Source organism: Pelagibacterium halotolerans B2, from assembly GCF_000230555.1.
GTDB classification, from domain to species: domain Bacteria; phylum Pseudomonadota; class Alphaproteobacteria; order Rhizobiales; family Devosiaceae; genus Pelagibacterium; species Pelagibacterium halotolerans.
In genome coordinates this window covers 188,497-208,676 of record NC_016078.1, presented here as the reverse complement: position 1 = coordinate 208,676, position 20,180 = coordinate 188,497, and the positions used below count along the sequence as shown (strand labels likewise).

At 61.1% G+C, this 20,180-nt stretch carries 21 protein-coding genes; 6 read left to right on the top strand and 15 right to left on the bottom strand.

Annotated features, from left to right (window positions below; genetic code table 11):
* Window positions 1-73: 73 nt before the first annotated feature.
* From mmsA to KKY_RS01030, 3 genes are all read right to left on the bottom strand, one after another.
* On the bottom strand, window positions 74-1,606 hold the full coding sequence (mmsA, locus tag KKY_RS01040) for a multiple monosaccharide ABC transporter ATP-binding protein (protein ID WP_014129410.1): 1,533 nt from the start codon (window positions 1,604-1,606) through the stop codon (window positions 74-76).
* A gap of 85 nt (window positions 1,607-1,691) precedes the next feature.
* Window positions 1,692-2,759, bottom strand: a complete 1,068-nt coding sequence (chvE, locus tag KKY_RS01035) for a multiple monosaccharide ABC transporter substrate-binding protein (RefSeq protein WP_014129409.1) — start codon at window positions 2,757-2,759, stop codon at window positions 1,692-1,694.
* A gap of 314 nt (window positions 2,760-3,073) precedes the next feature.
* Window positions 3,074-3,853 carry a FadR/GntR family transcriptional regulator gene (locus tag KKY_RS01030; RefSeq protein ID WP_014129408.1) on the bottom strand — a complete coding sequence of 260 codons (780 nt, stop codon included), beginning with the start codon at window positions 3,851-3,853 and terminating at the stop codon, window positions 3,074-3,076.
* 206 nt (window positions 3,854-4,059) lie between these two features.
* Here KKY_RS01030 and KKY_RS01025 point away from each other — a divergent pair, with 206 nt between their 5' ends.
* From KKY_RS01025 to KKY_RS01015, 3 genes are read left to right on the top strand one after another with little or no spacing between them, the layout of a single operon-like run.
* Window positions 4,060-4,962 (top strand): 2-dehydro-3-deoxygalactonokinase, encoded by a 903-nt coding sequence (locus tag KKY_RS01025; protein WP_014129407.1) that lies wholly within the window; start codon window positions 4,060-4,062, stop codon window positions 4,960-4,962.
* Window positions 4,959-5,564, top strand: coding sequence for a 2-dehydro-3-deoxy-6-phosphogalactonate aldolase (locus KKY_RS01020; RefSeq protein WP_014129406.1), 606 nt, complete (start codon window positions 4,959-4,961; stop codon window positions 5,562-5,564). Before KKY_RS01025 ends, KKY_RS01020 begins: the two co-directional genes overlap by 4 nt.
* Window positions 5,561-6,424 (top strand): SMP-30/gluconolactonase/LRE family protein, encoded by an 864-nt coding sequence (locus KKY_RS01015; RefSeq protein ID WP_014129405.1) that lies wholly within the window; start codon window positions 5,561-5,563, stop codon window positions 6,422-6,424. Before KKY_RS01020 ends, KKY_RS01015 begins: the two co-directional genes overlap by 4 nt.
* Before the next feature lie 63 nt (window positions 6,425-6,487).
* Here the strand turns inward: KKY_RS01015 and KKY_RS01010 are convergent, their stop codons facing one another.
* From KKY_RS01010 to KKY_RS01000, 3 genes are all read right to left on the bottom strand, one after another.
* Window positions 6,488-7,513, bottom strand: a complete 1,026-nt coding sequence (locus KKY_RS01010; RefSeq protein WP_014129404.1) for a TRAP transporter substrate-binding protein — start codon at window positions 7,511-7,513, stop codon at window positions 6,488-6,490.
* A gap of 61 nt (window positions 7,514-7,574) precedes the next feature.
* Complete coding sequence (locus tag KKY_RS01005) at window positions 7,575-8,897, bottom strand: TRAP transporter large permease (protein ID WP_014129403.1); 1,323 nt, start codon at window positions 8,895-8,897, stop codon at window positions 7,575-7,577.
* Window positions 8,894-9,394 (bottom strand): TRAP transporter small permease, encoded by a 501-nt coding sequence (locus KKY_RS01000; RefSeq protein ID WP_244404041.1) that lies wholly within the window; start codon window positions 9,392-9,394, stop codon window positions 8,894-8,896. Before KKY_RS01000 ends, KKY_RS01005 begins: the two co-directional genes overlap by 4 nt.
* A 304-nt stretch (window positions 9,395-9,698) precedes the next feature.
* On the opposite strand from KKY_RS01000, the gene KKY_RS00995 reads away from it, so the two are divergent.
* The 3 genes from KKY_RS00995 to KKY_RS00985 all read left to right on the top strand — a co-directional run bounded on the left by KKY_RS00995 (window position 9,699) and on the right by KKY_RS00985 (window position 12,547).
* Window positions 9,699-10,157: a MarR family winged helix-turn-helix transcriptional regulator gene (locus KKY_RS00995; RefSeq protein WP_014129401.1), complete on the top strand. Its 459-nt coding sequence runs from the start codon at window positions 9,699-9,701 to the stop codon at window positions 10,155-10,157.
* Window positions 10,158-10,247: 90 nt separating this feature from the next.
* Window positions 10,248-12,089 (top strand): DNA helicase RecQ, encoded by a 1,842-nt coding sequence (gene recQ / locus KKY_RS00990; RefSeq protein ID WP_041528504.1) that lies wholly within the window; start codon window positions 10,248-10,250, stop codon window positions 12,087-12,089.
* Window positions 12,086-12,547: an Lrp/AsnC ligand binding domain-containing protein gene (locus KKY_RS00985; protein WP_014129399.1), complete on the top strand. Its 462-nt coding sequence runs from the start codon at window positions 12,086-12,088 to the stop codon at window positions 12,545-12,547. Before recQ ends, KKY_RS00985 begins: the two co-directional genes overlap by 4 nt.
* A gap of 7 nt (window positions 12,548-12,554) precedes the next feature.
* On the opposite strand, the gene KKY_RS00980 is transcribed toward KKY_RS00985, so the two are convergent.
* From KKY_RS00980 to KKY_RS00940, 9 genes are all read right to left on the bottom strand, one after another.
* Window positions 12,555-12,881 (bottom strand): ArsR/SmtB family transcription factor, encoded by a 327-nt coding sequence (locus tag KKY_RS00980; RefSeq protein WP_014129398.1) that lies wholly within the window; start codon window positions 12,879-12,881, stop codon window positions 12,555-12,557.
* Between the two features lie 92 nt (window positions 12,882-12,973).
* Window positions 12,974-13,768 (bottom strand): substrate-binding periplasmic protein, encoded by a 795-nt coding sequence (locus KKY_RS00975; RefSeq protein ID WP_014129397.1) that lies wholly within the window; start codon window positions 13,766-13,768, stop codon window positions 12,974-12,976.
* Window positions 13,769-13,824: 56 nt separating this feature from the next.
* Entirely contained in the window at window positions 13,825-15,528 is a 1,704-nt protein-coding gene (locus KKY_RS00970; RefSeq protein WP_014129396.1) for a pyrroloquinoline quinone-dependent dehydrogenase, read from the bottom strand.
* A 60-nt stretch (window positions 15,529-15,588) separates the two neighbouring features.
* Complete coding sequence (locus KKY_RS19325; RefSeq protein WP_014129395.1) at window positions 15,589-16,056, bottom strand: c-type cytochrome; 468 nt, start codon at window positions 16,054-16,056, stop codon at window positions 15,589-15,591.
* A 112-nt stretch (window positions 16,057-16,168) separates the two neighbouring features.
* Window positions 16,169-17,056: a ThuA domain-containing protein gene (locus KKY_RS00960; protein ID WP_014129394.1), complete on the bottom strand. Its 888-nt coding sequence runs from the start codon at window positions 17,054-17,056 to the stop codon at window positions 16,169-16,171.
* A gap of 403 nt (window positions 17,057-17,459) precedes the next feature.
* Window positions 17,460-17,870 carry a GlcG/HbpS family heme-binding protein gene (locus KKY_RS00955; RefSeq protein ID WP_014129393.1) on the bottom strand — a complete coding sequence of 137 codons (411 nt, stop codon included), beginning with the start codon at window positions 17,868-17,870 and terminating at the stop codon, window positions 17,460-17,462.
* A gap of 9 nt (window positions 17,871-17,879) precedes the next feature.
* Window positions 17,880-18,320 carry a type II 3-dehydroquinate dehydratase gene (locus tag KKY_RS00950; protein WP_014129392.1) on the bottom strand — a complete coding sequence of 147 codons (441 nt, stop codon included), beginning with the start codon at window positions 18,318-18,320 and terminating at the stop codon, window positions 17,880-17,882.
* Between the two features lie 18 nt (window positions 18,321-18,338).
* Window positions 18,339-19,640: a TRAP transporter large permease gene (locus KKY_RS00945; protein ID WP_014129391.1), complete on the bottom strand. Its 1,302-nt coding sequence runs from the start codon at window positions 19,638-19,640 to the stop codon at window positions 18,339-18,341.
* On the bottom strand, window positions 19,637-20,143 hold the full coding sequence (locus KKY_RS00940) for a TRAP transporter small permease (protein WP_014129390.1): 507 nt from the start codon (window positions 20,141-20,143) through the stop codon (window positions 19,637-19,639). Before KKY_RS00940 ends, KKY_RS00945 begins: the two co-directional genes overlap by 4 nt.
* Between the last annotated feature and the right edge of the window lie 37 nt (window positions 20,144-20,180).

Here is a 20,180-nt window from a genome sequence, read left to right as displayed (position 1 = left end):
GCTGTCATTCCGGGACGTGTTCCCGGAATCCGGCTAAAGGAGCTCGCGTCATACTGACCGGTTGCTGCTCCCATCACGCCGCCCTCCCCGTTTTCAGGATCATCGACATGATCTTTTCCTGGCTGGCTTCGGCGATGGGCAGTTCGCCCACGAAGCGCCCGGCGTTCATGACGTAGATGCGGTCGCAGGTGCCCAGCAGTTCGGGCATTTCCGAAGAGATGAGGACGATGGCTTTGCCCTGGGCGGCCAGGTCGTTGATGATCGAATAGATTTCGTATTTGGCGCCCACATCGATGCCGCGGGTGGGTTCGTCGAGGATCAGAACGTCCGGTCCGGCATAGAGCCATTTGGACAGGACGACCTTTTGCTGGTTGCCACCCGAGAGATTGACCGTTTTCTGGCCGATGCCCGAGCTCTTGATGGCCATGAGCCTGCGGTAGCGCTCGGCGACCTCGCGCTCCTTGTGATTGTCCACAACCATGCCATTGGCGATGCCGTCGAGATTGGCGAGGGGGACGTTGTCGCGGATGGGCTGGTCGAGGACGAGGCCGTAGGTCTTTCGGTCCTCGGTGGCGTAGCAGATGCCGTTGGCAATGGCTTTGGGCACCGAGGAGGTATCGACGGACTGCCCGCGCAAAAGCACCTCGCCGGAAATTTTCTCGCCATAGGATTTTCCGAACAGGCTCATGGCCAGCTCGGTCCGGCCCGCACCCATCAGCCCGGCGATGCCCACGACCTCGCCGGCGCGCACCGAAAAGCTCACATCGTCGACCACCTTGCGCTCGGAATGGATGGGGTGATGCGCGGTCCAGTTCTTGACCTCGAACAGCACGCCGCCGATCTTTGGTTCGCGGGCCGGGAAGCGGTCGGTCAAGGACCGCCCCACCATGTCGCGCACGATATCGGCCTCGGAAATCTCGGCTGTGTGGCAATCGAGGGTGGAAACTGTGTGCCCGTCGCGGAGCACCGTGATACGGTCGGCGACCTGGGAAATCTCGTTGAGCTTGTGGGAAATCAGGATCGAGGAAATCCCCCTCTCCTTGAGTTCGACCAGAAGGTTCAGGAGCGCCTGGCTGTCGGTCTCGTTGAGCGAGGACGTGGGCTCGTCGAGGATGAGGAGCTTGACCTGTTTTGACAGCGCCTTGGCAATCTCGACAAGCTGCTGCTTGCCCAGCCCCAGATGGGTGATCCTGGTGCGCGGGGATTCCTTTAAGGACACGCGCTTGAGGAGATCTTCGGTGCGGCGATAGGTTTCGGTCCAGTCGATCACGCCATTGCTGGCGCGCTCATTGCCCAGAAAGATGTTTTCGGCAATCGAGAGCAGCGGGACCAGCGCCAGCTCCTGATGGATGATGACGATGCCGCATTTCTCGCTTTCCGAAATGGAATGGAAATGGCGTTCCTGGCCCTCGAAAAAGATCTGGCCTTCGTAGTCGCCGGACGGATAGACGCCCGAGAGCACCTTCATGAGGGTGGATTTGCCCGCCCCGTTTTCGCCGACCAGGGCGTGGATTTCGCTCTGTTCGACAACGAGATTGACGTTTTCGAGCGCATTGACGCCCGGAAAGCTCTTGGTGATGCCGCGCATTTCGAGAATGGACGTCATGGCGTTCCCGCTCTCTTTTGTTGAGTGTGTGCGGCGGGGCGTTATGCTGCCCCACCGCACGGCCTCTGGAGGAGGATTGGTTCGATCAGTTGGCGATCTGGTCCTCGGTATAATAGCCCGAACCCACCAGAACCTCTTCGAGATTGTCCGCTGTCACCAGCACCGGCTCAAGCAGGTAGGAGGGGACGACCTTGACGCCGTTTTCATAGGTCTCGGTGTCGTTGATCTCGGGCTCGGCGCCGTTGATCAAGGCTTCGACCATGCCGACGGTCACACGGGCCAATTCGCGGGTGTCCTTGAAGATCGTCGAATACTGATCGCCCGCCATGATCGCCTTGACCGAGGGGATTTCAGCATCCTGGCCGGAAATGATGGGCATGGGCATGTCGCCTGAACCGTAGCCGACGCCGCGCAGCGAGGAGATGATGCCGATGGAAAGCCCGTCATAGGGCGAGAGCACGGCATCGACCTGATCGTCGGTGTAGTGGGCCGAGAGAAGATTATCCATGCGAGCCTGAGCGACCGAGCCGTCCCAGCGCAGGGTGCCAACCGTATCCATGCCCATCTGGCCGGATTTGACGACAAGCGTGCCGTCATCGATAAGCGGCTGGAGAACGCTCATGGCGCCGTCATAGAAGAAATAGGCATTGTTGTCGTCGGGCGAACCGCCGAACAATTCGATGTTGTAGGGCGCTTCGCCACCCGAGGCTTCGAGCCCGTCGACCAGCGACTGGGCCTGCTGCACGCCAACCTTGAAGTTGTCGAAGGTGGCGTAATAATCGACATTTTCCGAACCGCGGATCAGCCGGTCATAGGCGATGACATGGATGCCCGCGGCAGCGGCGTTTTCAAGCGCCGTGGTCAGCGTCGTGCCGTCGATCGATGCGATGACCAGAACGTCGACGCCGCGCACGATCATGTTTTCGATCTGGGCGAGCTGGTTTGGAATATCGTCCTCAGCATATTGCAGGTCGGTCTGGTAGCCGGCGGCCTCGAACAGTTCCACCATGGAATTGCCATCCGAGATCCAACGAGCCGAAGATTGGGTCGGCATGGAAATGCCCACCGAGCCGGCGTCCTGCGCGATGGCGGGCATCGCCGAAAGCGCAGAAGTCATCACCAGGGCGCCCAGCCCTGCCAAAATCGATTTCATGAGGTTTCTCCCTGTCAGTTCCGCCCGGCGCCTTTCGCCGCAGCGACCTCCCATGCCGCGCTCTAAGCGCAACAATCGCCCCACATTTGCATATAGTATGATTATTTGTAAAGCGGGTGTTTGGCCCTGTCGCGCGCTTTTCAACAGCGGTCCGCTTCGCGTCGCGCGCGAGTGCACCGAGGGTCCATTGGGCGTCAGAGCGCTGGAGGGGTGTGTCCAGTGGGCGTGGAAAACGCCAATCGGAAGGGATTTCGCAGCTTAGTTTTCCCGCGCGTCCGAACCGCAAAACCGTTTTCACTTTTGCTGGACGCGCTCTAGCCTTTGGGCGCACCCAAGGTGGTCGTGGCGCGATCGACACCGGACTGGATGGCCTGGCGCATGGCGACGCGAGCCATTTCCGGATCCCTGGCCACAATGGCCTCGGCGATATTGCGGTGCAGGCGCACCGCCTTGTCAAAGGCCGTCCCGCCCTCGACCGGCGAGGAAATGGTAAAGGACGCCATCAGAGCGATCTCGACCACATTGGAGAGCGAAACCATGAACGGGTTGCCCGACGCCTGGGCCACCACGCGATGGAACTCCACGTCATTGCGGGCGAAATCCTCGGCGGACTGGCCTTGCGTCGCCATGCCCCTGAGCCAGCCCATCAGCTCGTCGGCCTGCGCGTCGGTGCGTCGTTCGGCAGCCAGCGCTGCGGCATCGGGTTCGACCGCCATGCGGATCTCGGCGAGCGAGGCTATGAAGTCAAACGATATTCCGGATTCCAGATGCCAGAGAAGGACGTCGGAATCGAACATGTTCCAGCGAGCCCGTGGAAGGACCCGCGTGCCGACCCGGGCCCGCGCCTCGACGAGCCCCTTGGCCGAGAGCGTCTTGAGCGCCTCGCGCAGCACGGTGCGCGACACGCCGAACTGGTCGATCAGGTCGCTGTCGCCGGGCAGAATCTGGCCTTCCTTGTAGAATCCGCCGACGATGGCGGTCCCCAGGGTGTACATGACATGGGCGTGGAAATTGTGCGGCTTGCGGCGCGCGGGTCCGGTTGCCGCTCCGGCACTAACCCCCGCTCCCTCGCTATCGTCTATAGTTCCCGCCATGCCGGTCCACCTCTACTGGTGCGCCGGCTTTTCGCGGCGCAAGCCGAACATGACAAAGGCGGCGATGGATTGTCAAAATAAAAATATAATAAGATAAATGGTGGCCAACGCGGAATCGCGGACGGCGACGGACGCACTGTGCCGCCAGTTTGAGGAAAGAATCAATCCATGACGCAATCGGCCCTCCGGCAAACGCCGCACGTGACATGCCCCTAACCGCCGACTGGATCGCCCTCGACTGGGGCACATCGAACATGCGCGCCTGGGCGATGGGCGCGGACAACAGCGTTCTGGCGCGCGGCGACAGCGCGAAGGGCATGGGCCAGCTTTCCCCCTCGGAGTTCGAACCGGCGTTGCTCGACATCGTTGAACAATGGCTGGATATTCAGCGCGTTACTCCAGTCATCGGCTGCGGCATGGTTGGGGCGCGGCAGGGCTGGATAGAGGCGGAATACGCAAAAACCCCTACCCCGCCGATCGCCACAGCGCCGACCCGCGCCCCGGCTGCCGACAGGCGCATCTCGGTCTTCATCCTGCCCGGTGTCAGCCAGTCGGCGCCGCCCGACGTGATGCGCGGCGAGGAGACCCAGATCGCGGGATATGTTGCGGCCCACGGCACCTCCGGCATCCTCTGCCTTCCGGGCACGCACAGCAAATGGGTGGAAATTGCCGATGGCCGCATCGCCCGGTTCCGCACGGCGATGACCGGGGAGATCTTTGCGCTTCTGGCCGAAAAATCCGTTCTGCGCCATAGTGTTGGCACTGGTGAATGGAGCAATGACGGGTTCGCTTCGGGCGTTAGCGAGGCACTGGGCGATCCGGAAATCGTAACGAAACTGTTTTCGATCCGGGCCGGCAGTCTGCTCGAGGGGACATCGCCGCAAGCCTCCAGATCGCGCCTTTCGGGGCTGCTGATCGGGTCGGAACTTGCCGGAACGATCGATTACTGGCGCGGAAAGGAAGTCGCGCTGATTGGCGCATCGCAATTGAGCACGCTATACCGGAAGGCGTTGGCAATCGCCGGGGTTTCTGCCCGGCTTTTCGATGCCGAAGAGATGACGCTGGCCGGGCTATGCGCCGCTCGTGCTGCGCTGGAGGATGCGCAATGACCCGCAATCTGATCGCCATCCTGCGCGGCATTACGCCCGAAGACGCGCCGGGGATAACCCAGGCGCTGATCGAGGCAGGGATCACCGCCATCGAAGTGCCCCTCAATTCGCCACAGCCCCTTGTTTCCATTGAGACAATGGCGCGCGAATTTGGCGCTGACGCGCTGATCGGCGCGGGAACCGTATTGAGCGAAAAGGATGTCGCCGATGTTGCGCAGGCGGGGGGGAAACTGATCGTTTCGCCCAATTGCGACGCGGCGGTGATCGGCGCCACAAAAGCTGCGGGGCTTCAGTCTTTTCCCGGTGTTTTTACAGCCAGCGAATGTTTCGCGGCGCTCAAGGCCGGCGCGGACGGGCTCAAGATTTTCCCGGCCGCGATCATGGGACCTGCGGGGCTTGCCGCGCTCAAGGCCGTGCTCCCACCCTCTGCCCCGGTCTATGCTGTCGGGGGCGCAGGCGCGGACAATTTTGCCCAGTGGCGGGCCGCCGGGGCCGACGGGTTCGGCATCGGCACGGCGCTCTATACGCCGGGATCGACTGCCAAAGAGGTGAGTGAGAAGGCCCGCAAACTTGTGGCGGCCTATGATGAGGTGTTCGCATGACCGACGCGCGCGTTTTCGACGACCGGCCCTGTTTCCTCGGCGAGGGGCCGCTCTGGCATCCCGAGCGCGAGCAGTTGTTCTGGTTCGACATAATCGGGCGCACGCTGCTTACCCGCAAGGATGGCGAAACCGGGGCCTGGACGTTCGACGACATGGTTTCGGCGGCCGGATGGATCGACAAGGACAACCTGCTGATTGCCAGCGAAACGGCGCTGCTCAAGCTCGATATCGAAACACGGACCCGCGAGATTATTGCCACGCTCGATCTCGGCGAGGGCCTGCGAACCAATGACGGACGCGCCGACCCGTGGGGCGGGTTCTGGTTTTCGTCGATGAGCAAGAAGGCGGAAAAGGACGCCGGCGCGATCTATCGGTATTATCGCGGCGAGGTCAAAAAGCTGTTTTCCTCGATCACCATACCCAACGCCATCTGCTTTTCGCCCGACCGGGCATTGGGGTATTTCGCCGATACGGACCGGGGCTTCGTCAAACGCGTCGCGCTGGACCTGGAAACCGGATTGCCGATGGGTGAGCCTGAAATCCATCTCGACCTTAAGCCCGAAGGGCTGAACCCTGATGGTGCCGTGATCGATGCGGAGGGCAATATGTGGCTGGCTCAATGGGGCGCCGGACGGGTCGCCGTTCATGACCCATCGGGAAAATTGCTCAAGGCTGTTTCCGTGAGCGCGCCGCACACCTCGTGCCCGGCCTTCGGCGGGGCCGATTTTTCCACCCTTTACTGCACCACGGCCCGCGAAGGGCTCGATGCAGAGGCGCTGGCGGCCCATCCTGGTTCGGGCAATGTCTTTTTTGCCCAGGGCGTCGGGCGGGGACGACCCGAGCCCGCAGTCATCATCTGATCCGCCACAAAAAAGGGGCGCCGAAGCGCCCCTCGATATCGCAGGGTAGGGACAAAAAGCCCTTTACTGGCGTTCGGCAGCCATGGCTTCCTGAGCCGCAGCATAGAGCGCTTCACCGTCGATGCCGATGGCGTCCATATCGGCGAACCACTGGTCGATGGTGGGCTGAGCGGCCTCTTTCCAGCGGGCGGTTTCGGCTTCGTCCAGCGTTATGATGTTGTTGCCGGCGTCTTCGGCGATCTGCAGGCCGACATCGTCGCCGGCATCCATGGCACGGCCGAACATCTTCGAGGTTTCGAGACCGGAATTGGCGTCGATCACGGCCTTGAGGTCGTCAGGCAGGCCTTCATAGGTGCCCCGGTTCATAACGAACCCGAAGGTCTGGGTATAAAGGCCGTTCTCGCCCGAAAAGCCCGTATGGTTGGTGACCAGTTCGGCAACGCGGATCGAGGGGGTGACTTCCCAGGGAACCGTCGTGCCGTTGATCACGCCGCGCGAGAGCGCTTCGGTGGTCTGGGGCACGGGCATGCCCACGGGCTCGGCACCGAGCTGGGCGAGCATGTTGGAGATGATGCGCGAGCCGCCGCGGATCTTCATGCCCTGAATGTCTTCCAGGGCGTTGACAGGATCCTGGGTGTGGAACAGGCCGGGGCCGTGGGTATGCAGCGCGAGCACGTGCACGCTCTCGAACTCGTCGGCGGAATTTTCCATGACGTAGTTGTAAAACGCCGCCGAGGTTTCTTCGGCGCTGTTGGACATCAGGAAGGGCAATTCGAACACTTCCGATTTCGGGAAGCGGCCCGGCGTATAGCCAAGCACCGTCCAGATGACGTCAACCACACCGTCCTGAGCCTGTGAAAACAGGCTGTCGGGCGCGCCGCCGAGCTGCATGGCCGGATAAAGTTCCACGGCGATGCGACCGTCGGACTGGTCCTGGACCGCCTCGGCCCATGGCGTGATGGCAGTGGCGGGAATGGTGGCCTGGGCAGGCAGGAACTGATGGACGCGAAGCGTCACTTCCTGAGCCATGGCGCCAGTTGCAAACGCGACGGTGGCAACCGCCCCGAGCAGTATGGATTTCAGTTTCATTTGGTCTTCTCCCTTTGTTGCACGCCTTTTCGCGTGTGAACTCCTCACGATCTTTGGCTGCTCAATAGAGCAGCCACACCAGCCCCAGCGTTATCGGGGGGAAGGCGACGAGAATTATTGTGCGAATGATGTCGCTGGCCACGAAGGGCAGCGCGCCGCGGAAGGTTTCGGACAGCCGCGTGCCCTTGGCCATCGAATTGATGATGAACAGATTCATCCCGACCGGTGGCGTTATCAGCCCCACTTCGACGACGATCAGGACCAGAATGCCGAACCAGATGGCAAATTCATCCGGGGTCAGGCCGAAATCGAGGGCCGACATCATCGGGAAGATGATCGGCACGGTCAGAAGGATCATCGAAAGCGAATCCATGACGCAGCCGAGCACGAGATAGAGCAACAGCACGATTGCCATGACGATCCATGGGTTGAAGCCCTGTTCGGTGACCCAGCCGGCGGCAAATTGGGGCAGTTGCGAGAGAGCAAGGAAGCCATTGAGCGAGGCAGCACCCAGGACGATGAGGAAGATCATCGCGGTTGAAGATGCAGTGCCCAGAATGGCCTCTTTCAGGCCCTTGCGCGACAGGCTGCGGGAAACCAGCGCGACAAGTCCCGTGCCGGCGGCGCCGACGGCAGCAGCTTCAGTGGGCGTGAAGATACCGGTATAAATCCCACCGATCACCAGAACAAAGATGGCCACGACAGGCCAGATGGTTGCCAGTTCGCGGAAGCGTTCACCATAGGGCACGCGGGCGCGGATGCCGGCGGATTCGGGGCTGACGCGCACGTAAATGGCGACGACGATGAGATAGCCGATGGCGGCGAGAATGCCTGGCACAAAGGCGGCCATGAACAGCTTGGCGATGTTCTGCTCGGTCAAAACGGCAAAGATGACCAGGATAACCGAGGGCGGGATAAGGATGCCCAGCGTGCCACCCGCGGCGACCGCGCCGGTCGAAAGCGCGCCCGAATACCCGTATTTCTTGAGCTCGGGCAGGGCGACGTGGCCCATGGTGGCCGCCGTTGCCAGCGAAGACCCGCAGATGGCGCCAAACCCGGCGCTGGCGCCGACGGCGGCCATGGCGACACCGCCCTTGCGGTGCCCCAGCCAGGACGCGGCGGCGTTGAACAGCGCCGCAGACATGCCCGAAAGGGTCGCGAACTGCCCCATGAGGATGAACAGGGGCACGACCGAAAGCGAATAGGACGCAAAGGTCGAATAGGTCAGGCTCTTGAACTGGGCCATGACCGGGTTGAACGTGCCTGTCAGCAGCCAGGAGCCGAAAATGCCGACGCCGAGCATGGCGAGGCCGATGGGCACGCGCAGGAAAATCAGAAGCAGGATGACGGGAAACGAGAGCAGTCCGATAAGTACATTGCTCACAGTTCGGCTCCCGCGGACTGGGTTTCGGAACGGCCGGCAAGCGCATTGGATACCGAGCGGCCAAGGACGTAGAGCGCGACGATGGTAAAAATCACCGCGCCAACCAGCCCGGCCGCATAAGTCCAGCCCAAAGGCATGCGCAGCAGGAGCGTGGTTTCGTGATAGTGGAACTTGTCGAGCATGCCATCATAAAGGCGCCAGGTAATGAAGCCTGCCGCGGCGAGCATCATGATGTCCGTGATGACGAGTATCCATCGGTTGACGGCCGGGCCGAAGCGATCGGTCACTATCGAGACAATCGCGTGACCGCGCTCGAGATGCGCCCAGGGCAGGAAAGCAAACACGGCAAAGCCGATGCCGGCTTCGACAAGTTCATAATCACCCCTGATCGGACGCAGGCCGGCCCACAGCAGAGCGCGGCCGGTGACGCTGACGACCACCATGACAACCAGCGCGACAAGGACGATGCCTCCGGCAAGCGCCATGAGCTTTGCCAAGCCATAAATTCCGCGCCCTAACGGCGACTGATCCTGGAACAAACTTATCCTCCCCTGCACGCTCCGATGATACCTCTCTACCACCCGATAATGCCATGTGCACCCTTGTCTCTTGCCACCTGATCGAACAATGGACAATGCACACAAACGATAGGATCATCCGAACATCGATCGGCTACCCCATCGCCTAATAATTATAGATCATAACTAGTTTATGCAAGCGATCATGGCGACCGCAAGGGGCGCGATTGCCTTTTTCGTCAGGGGCATTAAATTCTGTATCATAACAAACAGGATTTTACTCATGTCTGCAGTTCCGGGGTCCGTCGCCGACGAGACCATGCTTGAGACCGGGTCGACCACAGACATCGTCGGCTACCGGTTGCGGCGCGCGCAGTTGAGCGTCTTCCAGCGCTTTCTTTCGGCTTTCGAAGCGCTCGACCTGCGGCCGGCCGAATATTCGGCGCTGGCGCTGATCGGCGACAATCCGGGCCGCAAGCAGACAGAGATTGCGGAAATCCTGGGCATCAAGCGTGCCAATTTCGTCGCGCTGATCAATGGGCTCGAAGCCCGGGGGCTGACCGAGCGTCGGGCGGCGCATGGGGACCGACGCGCCAATGCGCTCTATCTGACCGAAGAGGGCGCGGGCTTTGTTGAGAAGGCGCGCGCGGTACAGGACGATTTCGAGGCCGACTGCATCGCCAGGCTGGGCGGCACCGATGCACGCGACACCTTGCTCGATCTTCTCGGCAGGCTCTGCTGATCGTGCCGTCGCGGGTTGCACCGCGGGGGCGATGAGAGTCAAATGGGCGCGCGATTCGATTTCCCCAGACCGCCGGGCTCTCCTGTCTCCATGTCGCTTTTTTCCAACGCTACGGCTTCCGATCCTGCGCCGGCCGATGGGCTTGATATTTTGCGGTCGGTGTTCGGGCTCGATGCGTTTCGCGGGCAGCAACAAGAGGTTGTCGAACACGTCATGGCTGGCGGAGACGCCGTTGTGCTGTTTCCCACAGGGGCGGGAAAATCGTTGTGCTATCAGATCCCGGCCATCGGGCGCCCGGGGGTCGGCGTTATCATATCGCCGCTCATCGCGCTGATGCGCGATCAGGTCGAGGCGCTCAAACAGGCAGGCGTCCGGGCCGCCGCACTGAACTCATCGCTGACGCCCGAAGAGAACCGCAACGTGCGCCAGGCACTGCGCGACGGGCAACTCGATCTTCTCTACGTCGCGCCCGAGCGCCTGGCGGCGACGGGGTTTCTCGATCTTCTCGCCAGCGTCGACATCGGACTGTTTGCAATCGATGAAGCCCATTGCGTCAGCCAATGGGGGCACGATTTCCGGCCCGAGTATCGCGAGCTGGCCAAACTGCGCGAACTGTTTCCACATGTGCCGCGGGTGGCGCTGACCGCAACGGCGGACCCGACAACCCGGGCCGATCTGATAGAACGGCTGGGACTGGAGGATGCCCAGCTCTTCATTTCGAGCTTCGATCGGCCCAATATCGGCTATTCGATCGTCGAGCGGTCCAATGCACGCAGCCAACTGCTCGATTTTCTGGGTCGCCACAAAGGCGAAAGCGGTATCGTCTATTGCCTGTCGCGCGCCAAGGTCGAGGCGGTCGCCGAGTTTCTTACCGAAAAGGGCATTGCCGCCCTGCCCTATCACGCAGGGCTCGATGCGGGCGTTCGGGCGCGCAATCAGGACGCGTTCTTGAAGGAAGACGCGGTGTGTCTGGTGGCGACGGTGGCGTTCGGAATGGGGATCGACAAGCCCGATGTACGCTATGTGGCGCATATGGATCTGCCCTCGTCCATTGAGGCCTATTATCAGGAAACGGGCCGGGCCGGACGCGACGGACAACCCTCTGAAGCCTGGATGTGTTACGGGCTGTCCGATGTCAGCCAGAGGCGGCGCATGATCGCCGAAGGCAATGCGCCCGACGACGTAAAGCGGCTGGAAAATAACAAACTCAGCGCTCTGCTTGGCGTTTGCGAGACTGCAGGGTGCCGGCGGCAGGCGGTTCTGGCCCATTTCGGGGAAACCCATCAGGGCAATTGCGGCAACTGCGACACCTGCATCAATCCGGTCGATAGCTGGGACGGCACCGAGGCGGCCAACAAGGTGATGTCCTCGATCTATCGCACGGGCCAACGGTTCGGCGCCGCCCATGTGATCGATGTGGTGATGGGCAAGGCCACCGAGAAGGTTGAAAAATTCAGGCACCAGCATTTGCCGGTGTTTGGCGTCGGGCAGGACATTTCCGTCAAGACCTGGCGCTCGGTCGTCCGCCAGTTGACGGCCATGGGGCTGGTGCATGTGAACCACGAGGCTCATGGCGCGCTCTATCTCGACGAAGGGGCGCGGGCGGTGTTTCGCGGCGAGCGGACAGTGATGTTGCGGCGCGATCCCGAGCGCAAAAAATCGGACACCAATCGCGCGCTGGCGGGCGGGGAGACGCTATCGGCCGAGGCCGAAGCCGTATTCGAGCGGTTGCGGCGCAAGCGGCGCGAAATCGCTTCGGCACAGGGCGTTCCACCCTATGTCGTGTTTCAGGACACGACGCTGCGGGCCATGGCCCAGCGGCTGCCGGCGACGCTTGATGAATTGCGCGCCCTGCCGGGCGTGGGAGACGCCAAGCTTGAGCGCTATGGCACGGCATTTCTGACGGAAATCGGGCGAACGGAGCAGCCATGAGTGGCCTGGACCGGATCGACCGCAGAATCCTCAACGAATTGCAGCGCGACGGGCGCGTTACCAATTCCGAACTTGCCCAGCGCATCGGGTTGGCGCCAACCTCGATGAGCGACCGAATGCGGCGGCTGCAGACTCATGGTTATATCAAGGGATTCCGTGCCGTCCTCGACGCCGAACAGATCGGGCTCGGGCTGTTGGTGCTTGTGGAAGTCTCGCTCGACAAGACCACGCCCGACATTTTCGAAAAATTCGCGGCCGCGGTGCGCAAGCAGCCCGAAATCCTCGAATGCCATATGGTTGCCGGCGGGTTCGATTATCTGGTCAAGGCCAGGCTGGCCGACATGGGACGCTACCGGACATTTCTCGGCGAGGTTCTGCTGTCGCTGCCCGGCGTGCGCGAAACCCGTTCCTATCCGGTGATCGAAGAGGTCAAGGACGACGGCATCCTGCCGTTGTGAGGCGCTGTCAGTCAGTTCCGTCCGCCTCTCCTTCATGTTCGGCGGCGTGGATGATCATGTCGGAGACGACGTGACGGATATGGTGGTCGTCGGCCTCGTAGTGGACGTGCTTGGCGTGACGGGTGCCCCGGACCAGCCGCGCGGCACGCAGCAGGCGCAAATGGTGGCTGACAAGGGATTGGGACGCGTCGATCTTGCGGGCTATATCGCCTACGGCCATGGGTTGTTCGAGGCAGGCGAGCAGGATCTTGAGACGGGTGGGATCGCCGAGCAGCTTGAAGGTCTCGGCGACGACGAGGATTTCGGTTTCCGTGGGGCTTCGGCTGTCGCTCAAGAAAAGGTCCTCGCGCGGGCAAGATGGATCATGGGAACATCACCTTATCCGGATTCTGCCGCCCATGCACAACAAGCCGTGCTTTCGAACCATCAAGGCGTTTGGGCACCAGCCGCGTCTATTGCCTGATCGATCATGGTGCGCAACATCTGGTCCTGGGTGCGCATGAGCACCGCGACGGCGCGGGTGTCCTGACGAAGCGGCGCCACGCTCGCCTGCGAGGCGAAAAAATCGAGCGGCTGGACCTGAGCAAGATCGAGATGGGGAGACCAGACAATCGCGGCGTCGAACTCTCCATTGCGCATCAGCTCGGTCATCAGTTCGGGCCGGTCGTAAGGCAGTCGTCGTAGCTCTGAAAATTCTCCACCCGCCGCGATCATGGTCATGACTTCAGTATCGATCGGGGTGTAGAGGGGGACACCGAGCCGCGTGCCTGCCGGCAGATCGGCCAGCGTCTCGACCGCCGGATCGCGGGTCAGAAGCACATAGGGCGCTTCGAAGTACGGCTGGGAAAGCGTCATCCAATCGGGCGCGACCTCACCGGGAATGATCTGGACACCCAAAACGCCAACGCAGCTTTCGGCCAGTTCCTCAAAGATCACCGGCCAGATACCCAATTCATCGAGCATACCCATATCGGCGTCGATCTCGACGATGTCGGGTTCAAGCAGCAGCATCCGGGCGATGCTACGCGCCGCTTGACGATCCTGCTCGAGGGTGGCGCTGTCGGGCAACACGCAGAGGGGAAGCCGATTTCCGAAATCGGGGCGAATGGTGTTGTAGAACTCGGCCGGAACGAAGGGCACCTGCGCAATTGCCTGACCGGCAAGCAGGGTCCAGACCCCGAAAGCCGAAAGACAGCGGCGCATTGTCGATGGGAGGTTCATAGGTGCCTCTTCGTAGCCGTGGAACAGGGGCGGATTTTCATCCGCCCCCGCATCGATCAGGCGCCTTCAGGCAGGGCGAAGACCATCATCATGTTGCCACCCGACGGACGCCGCACTTCCGGGGCGAGCGTGGAGGGAACGCTGGTCGACCAGGTCGCGCCGCCGACCCCGACCGGCACCGCGACATACTGGCGTCCATCGACCTCGTAGCTGATCGGGTAGCCCTGGGCGGCCTGAGGCAGTGTAACGTCCCAGAGCACGTCGCCGTCTTCCGCGTCGAAAGCGTAGAAATTGCGCGCCCAGTCACCGGCGAACACAACGCCGCCGGCGGTGGTCAGGGTCGCCGAATTTGCGGTGGTGCGCATGGGGAATTCCCACATGGTCTCACCGGTATCGACGTTCATCGCAAGGATGCGGCCCGAATTTTCGGGATCGTCGGGGTGATTGATGCGATTTGTGCCGCTGCGGCCGTTGCCGCCGCCACCTTCGACCATCTCGACTTCGGTATAGATGATGCCGTCATCGCAGTTGATGGCGAGCGGGACATAGACGGCACGCGTTTCCGGCGAGAACGCCATGGCACGCCAACTGCGGAAGCCGGTCGAGCTCGGGCAGGTCGTCATCGGCACGCCGATCTCGCCGATCTTGCCTTCGCGGTAGCCGGCGAAGGTTCCATCGGGATTGAGATCGATCTGGTCCTGCATGCCAAAATCGAAGGCCGGCAGAGGTTCGCCTGTCTCACGATTGCCGCGCCACAGGATGCCCAGCTTGCCCATATTGACGTAAGCCGGCTCGCCGTCGATATCGATAAGAATGTGCTCGAAGGACTCGTCCATATCGTTGGTTTCGCCAGGGATGTATTGGCGGTGCCAGACGATTTCCCCGGTATCGGGTGCCAGGGCGAGGGTGGAGGTGGTGTAAAGCGAGGCGCCTTCATTGGCACGGCTCACCCGCGACCAGGGCTTGGCCTGCGACACGCCAATATAGATCAGATCCGCCTCAGGATCATAGGTCGCCGTGGTCCAGATATCGCCGCCGCCGCGCAGGGCAAAGGGAATGTCTTCCCAGGTATCCTGCTCGCCCTCGCCGGGACGCTCGACAGTGATGGTGCGCCAGAGTTCTTCGCCGGTCTCGGCGTCATACGCCACCATGGCGCATTTTTCCTCGCTGAAGCGGTTGCAACCCTGGAAGCCGACAAACACTTTGCCATCGGCAACGAGCGGGGCGGCGGTCAGTGATTTGCGGTTCTCGTAATCTGCGACCTGAGCTTCCCATTCGACCTGGCCGGTTTCCGCGTTGATGGCGACGAGCGCGGCGTCGGGGGTGGGCAGATATACCTTGTTGCCGTAGATCGCGAGGCCGCGATTGAGGCCACCGGGGCGCGATCCTTCCGGCATTTCGCGGCGATATTCCCAGAGCATCTCGCCTGAAGTCGCATCAAGGGCCTGAACCACGGCGCCGGGATTGGCCAGATACATGATACCATTGTGGACGATGGGCGTGGTTTCCTGGCTGCCCGGCTCCATGGCCCAGCCCCAGGCATAGGCCAGCTCGCCCACGTTTTCGGCGTTGATCTGATCGAGTTGGGAATAGCCCCAGCCATCGAGCGTATTGCGCCAGTGAATCCAGTCGGCTGGATCGGGATTGAGGATATCCTCATCGGTCACCGGCTCGAAATCGGCCATCTGGGCCGTGGCGGGGGCCGCCATGGCCAGCGCGCCGAGCACAATCAGGCTTGCACCCAAGAGATTGGTCTTCATGCTCATCCTCCTCGTCGTTGAGCAATGCACTCCGTTCAGGACTGCAAGGGAAAATGGAAGTCAGGGTTGATTTACGACATAGGCCGCAAGCGCCTCGCCATCGCCGGGCAACTCCCCTTCGGAGGGGGCCACCCCGTTGGTTGCGAGAATAAACGCCATGATGTCGGCATAGGTCTGGTCGCTTAGCGAACCGGCCAAGCCCGGAGGCATGGTGGACGTGATCTTTTCGAACTTTTCGGAGAGCGGGGTGTCGACCCATCCATATTGGAACGAGGGCCCCCGCAGGTCGGGCGCGTTGGAATCGATGCTGCGCAGGTCGTCGCCGTGACAGCCCGAGCAATTGGTCATGAAGGCCGCCTCCCCCCGCGCGACCTGATCGGGAGAAATCGCTCCACCCGAGAGTTCGTAAGCCGGCGATTGTGCCCAGGCCGTTGCAGGCACTATTGCCAGAGGAACGATCGACGCTGCGATAGCGACGCGCCGCATCAGGCTTCGGTGAGCCGAGGGAAAACGTGTCCCAACCTTCATTGTGAACTCCTATCGAAAAGGTCCACCGACGGCCCCATTTGACGCAGAAGGGCCGCCGATGGCCGGCATGGCCTCCGGGGATCGCCGGAGGCCATGGTTTGGACGTGCCGAACTATTCGAGGCAGAAATCGTCCTTGCCCATGGTGCCGTTGACACCGCCGAGCACGTGCTGGAGAAAGTTCTCGTCCTCAAGGATTTCTTCGCTGTGCCCGAGGACCGTCATCCAGGCCCGACCGCCATCGTAATAATGGCACCAGGACACCGGGTGTCCGTCGCCCATGCCGGGATGGGTGCTCGACTGCCCCTGGGTCATCGTCGCTTCATCGACTGTCAGCAGGATATTGATGTCGGAGAGCTGCCGGGGATCGGGGTAGATATTGTACCATTCTTCCTGATCGAAGCTGTCGCCATCTTCGAGGTGGGCAACCGACGGATCGTTTTCCGATTGCACCTGAATCGAGGCAAGCTGGCGCGGACCATGGTTAAATAGCTGGCCGCCAAGCAGGCCCTCATACCAGGTCCAGCCATAGCTGGTGCCGAACGCGTTGTGGATGCCGACAAAGCCGCCACCGCCGCGCGTGTAGAGCATGAGTTGGTGCTTGCCCAGATCGCTCAGCGCTTCACGGCCGGTCGAAAAGAACACGATGGTGTCCATCGCGCTCAGATTGCGCGAACTTTCAAAAGTCGTGGGATCGTTTGACGCGGTAACCTCATAGCCCTCGCCCTCGAAAAGCTCGGTCAAGGCGGCGACGCCGGCCTCGAGATTGCCGTGCGGGTTCACACCCGGCGCGACGTGATAGTAAATGAGAACCTTCCAGGGTTCTTCCTCGCCTTCGGTGCGATTGTTCCAGGGATTGTAGCAGCTATCGTCGATGCTGCCGCAAACGCCATATTTTTCAAAAGTGGTGTATTGCTCGGGCACCTGCGCCATTGCGGGCAGGCTTGTCAGTGCGGTGAAAACTGCGGCCGCGCCAGCAAGGCGCGCGATCAGCTTGGTCATCTTCTTGATCTCCTCCAAATCGTCGGTCGGACGGCAGCCTGGCGCTGGTTCATCAGCCAGAAGCTGCGCCGGTATGGGCCGCGGTATGTCTGCGGACCCAGCGATTGATTGCACGATAAAATCAGCCATGCAAGATTTAATATGAGATTTTTTATTTCATATGCTAATTTGTTTTTTCAGCGTCAAAATGACGAACGTCATCGCCTTGTCGCCTTATGGCATCAAGGTTGCTAGAGCCGTTCAGGATTTGATTGAATCAAATCCTTGGCTCTAAGCCTTTGTTTTATCACGTGTCCGAACCGCAAAACCGTTTCCGCTTTTGCTGGACACGCTCTAAGGGGGGTGACGTTGTCAGTTCTGGGAACAGGCTTCGCCCGGCGTCTGGACCAAGTCCAACGTCCAGCTATTGTGTGGCGATGCCGGCTACGGCAAAGGCGGCGGCGATCTGCTCGGCCAATGCCGTCTCTGTATCCTCGCGCGCTCCGCTTACGCCCAAGGCACCGAAGACCTTGCCGTCGCGTTCGAGCAGAACGCCGCCGCCAAGCGGGACCACGTGGGGCAGATGGGCCAGCGGCATTCCATCCTTGACGCGTGTGGAAAAATCCGACGTCGGCCGGCGGAACAGCGCGGCGCAACGGGCCTTGGCAAGGGCGGCATCGGCGGCGGCCGGAAACGCGCCGTCCATACGGGTCTGAATGTGTGGCCAGCCCCCCTCATCGACTATGGCTACAGCCAGTTCGAACCCGTGGGAACGCGCGCTATCCATCGCCGCTTTGGCAACCGCCTCGGCCTGTGTAAATGTGAGGCCGGCCATTTCCGACGCTCAGGTCAGAAGGTCGCGGCGGGCGCACATGGCCTGCATGGCCATGCCATAGCCTTCCGCACCCATTCCCGCCATCACGGCCGTCGCGACTTTGGAGACGTAGGAGTGGTGATATATCGCCTCGCGCCGGTGCACATTGGTGATGTGAAATTCGAAAATCGGGCCGGGGAACATCTTGAGCGCGTCGAGCAGCGCCATCGAGGTGAAGGTGAAAGCTGCGGGGTTGATGATTATTCCGGCCGCATGATCGATTGCTTCGTGCACCCAGTCGATCAGGCGCTCTTCCGAATTTGTTTGCCGAAACTCGACAGGCCGCCCCCCCGCGCTTGCGCGGCAGAGTTGCTCAACCTGGGCCAGGGTGGTGGCGCCGTAGAGCTCGGGTTCACGCAGGCCGAGACGGTTCAGATTGGGGCCATTGAGCACAAAAATGGGTTTGGTCATTACGCAAACTTTCGAAAACTAACCCTGGTAGCCAAACATGCGAGGCAGCCACAGAACGGTATCCGGGACGAAGGTGAAAATCATGAGCGCAACCAGCAGCGCGCCGAGGAACGGCAGGGTGTCGCTTACGATGTGGCGCAGCTTGGCCCGTGAGATCGACTGCATGACAAAGAGCAGCATGCCGTAAGGCGGCGTTATCAGGCCGATCATCACGTTGATGACCACCACGACACCGAAATGCACGAGATCGATACCCAATGCGGCGGCTGAAGGGACAAGCACAGGCACGATGATGAGAATGATCGCCGTTCCCTCGAGCATGCACCCCAGGAGCAACAGCACGACATTGACGAAGATCAGGAAGGTGATCGGATCGAGATTCCAATCGGTCAGGATGACACTGAGGCTGGCCGGGATATTTTCGACAGTGACCACATAATTGAGGACCAGCGCCCCGGCGATCAGCATGCCGATGGAGACTGTGGTTTTCGATGATGTGACCAGTGATTGGTAGAAGCTCTTGAGGCTGATCGAGCGATAGAGAACGATCGAGATGATCAGCGCGTAGGCAGCAGCGACAGCCGCCGCTTCGGTGGGGGTCGTGATGCCGCTGTAAATACAGAACAGCAGAACGACGGGCATCATCAACGCCGGAAGGGACGTCCATGTAATGCGTGGCAGCTCGCGCAGCGGAACGGGATCCTCGACGGGGAAATCGTTGGTGCGGGCCTTGAAATAGACGATCAGGGCCAGCGCCACACCCATTATGGCACCCGGAACAATGCCGCCAAGAAACAGATAGCCGATCGAGGCGTCGGAAACGAGCGCGTAGAGCACCATGGGGATGGACGGGGGGATGATCGGTCCGATCACAGCAGATGACGCAGTGAGCGCCGCGGCAAACGAGGCGGGGTATTTGCCGTCTCGGGTCATGAGCGAATAGATCATCTTGCCGGTACCGGCGGCGTCGGCAATGGCGGATCCGGACATGCCGGCAAATACCATCGATTGCAGCACGTTGACCTGCGCCAACCCACCCCGGAAACGGCCAACAACGGCGTTACACCAGGCCAGGAGCCTGTCGGACAGCGAGCCGGTGTTCATAAATTCGGCCGCCAGAATAAAGAGCGGCACCGCAAGAATGATGTAGTTGGAATACATTCGGTTGAGGAACTGCTCGGCGGCGATCCCCATGTCCAGACCGGACATGAAGAGATAGAGGATCGAGCCAGCGATCATCGAAAGTCCGATGGGCAGGCCGAGAACGGCAAGCACCAGAATGGAAGCGATGCAGAGAAAGAAGGGGTCGAGAAACATCATCTTGCGGGGCCTTCCAACTCGTCATCGGCATCCTTGCCCCACACCGCAACTCCGGCGCGCCAGATGTAGCGCGCCATGGTCACGACGGTGAAAACAATGAAGATCGAATAGACGTAGTCGTAGCGGAACTTGAGATAGGCGGTCTTTTCCACCTTCATGAACAGTACGTAGTCGACGATGGCGGGCAGAGCGAGACCAAACAGGACGACAAGCGCAATGGCCGTTATCACGGTCATTATCCTGCGCGCAGGAGCACTTACCGAGCTGTAGATGACGTCGAGGCGCACGTCGTCGCGCGAGCGCAAGACGAAGGTCGTCCCGAACAGGACTATCCAGACCCACAAGATTGCGCTGAGCTCATAGGCCCATCCGCTCTGCATGCGCAGTCCGTAGCGAAAGACGATCTGCAAAATGAACAGCGCAAACATCGCGCCCAGCATCAGGGCCAGAATGTTTTCGGCCCGCGCAGAAAGCCAGCGCCCCACGCGCAATAGTCCGGACATGGAAATCTCCTCTCCCCAAAATCCGCTCAGGGTGTCA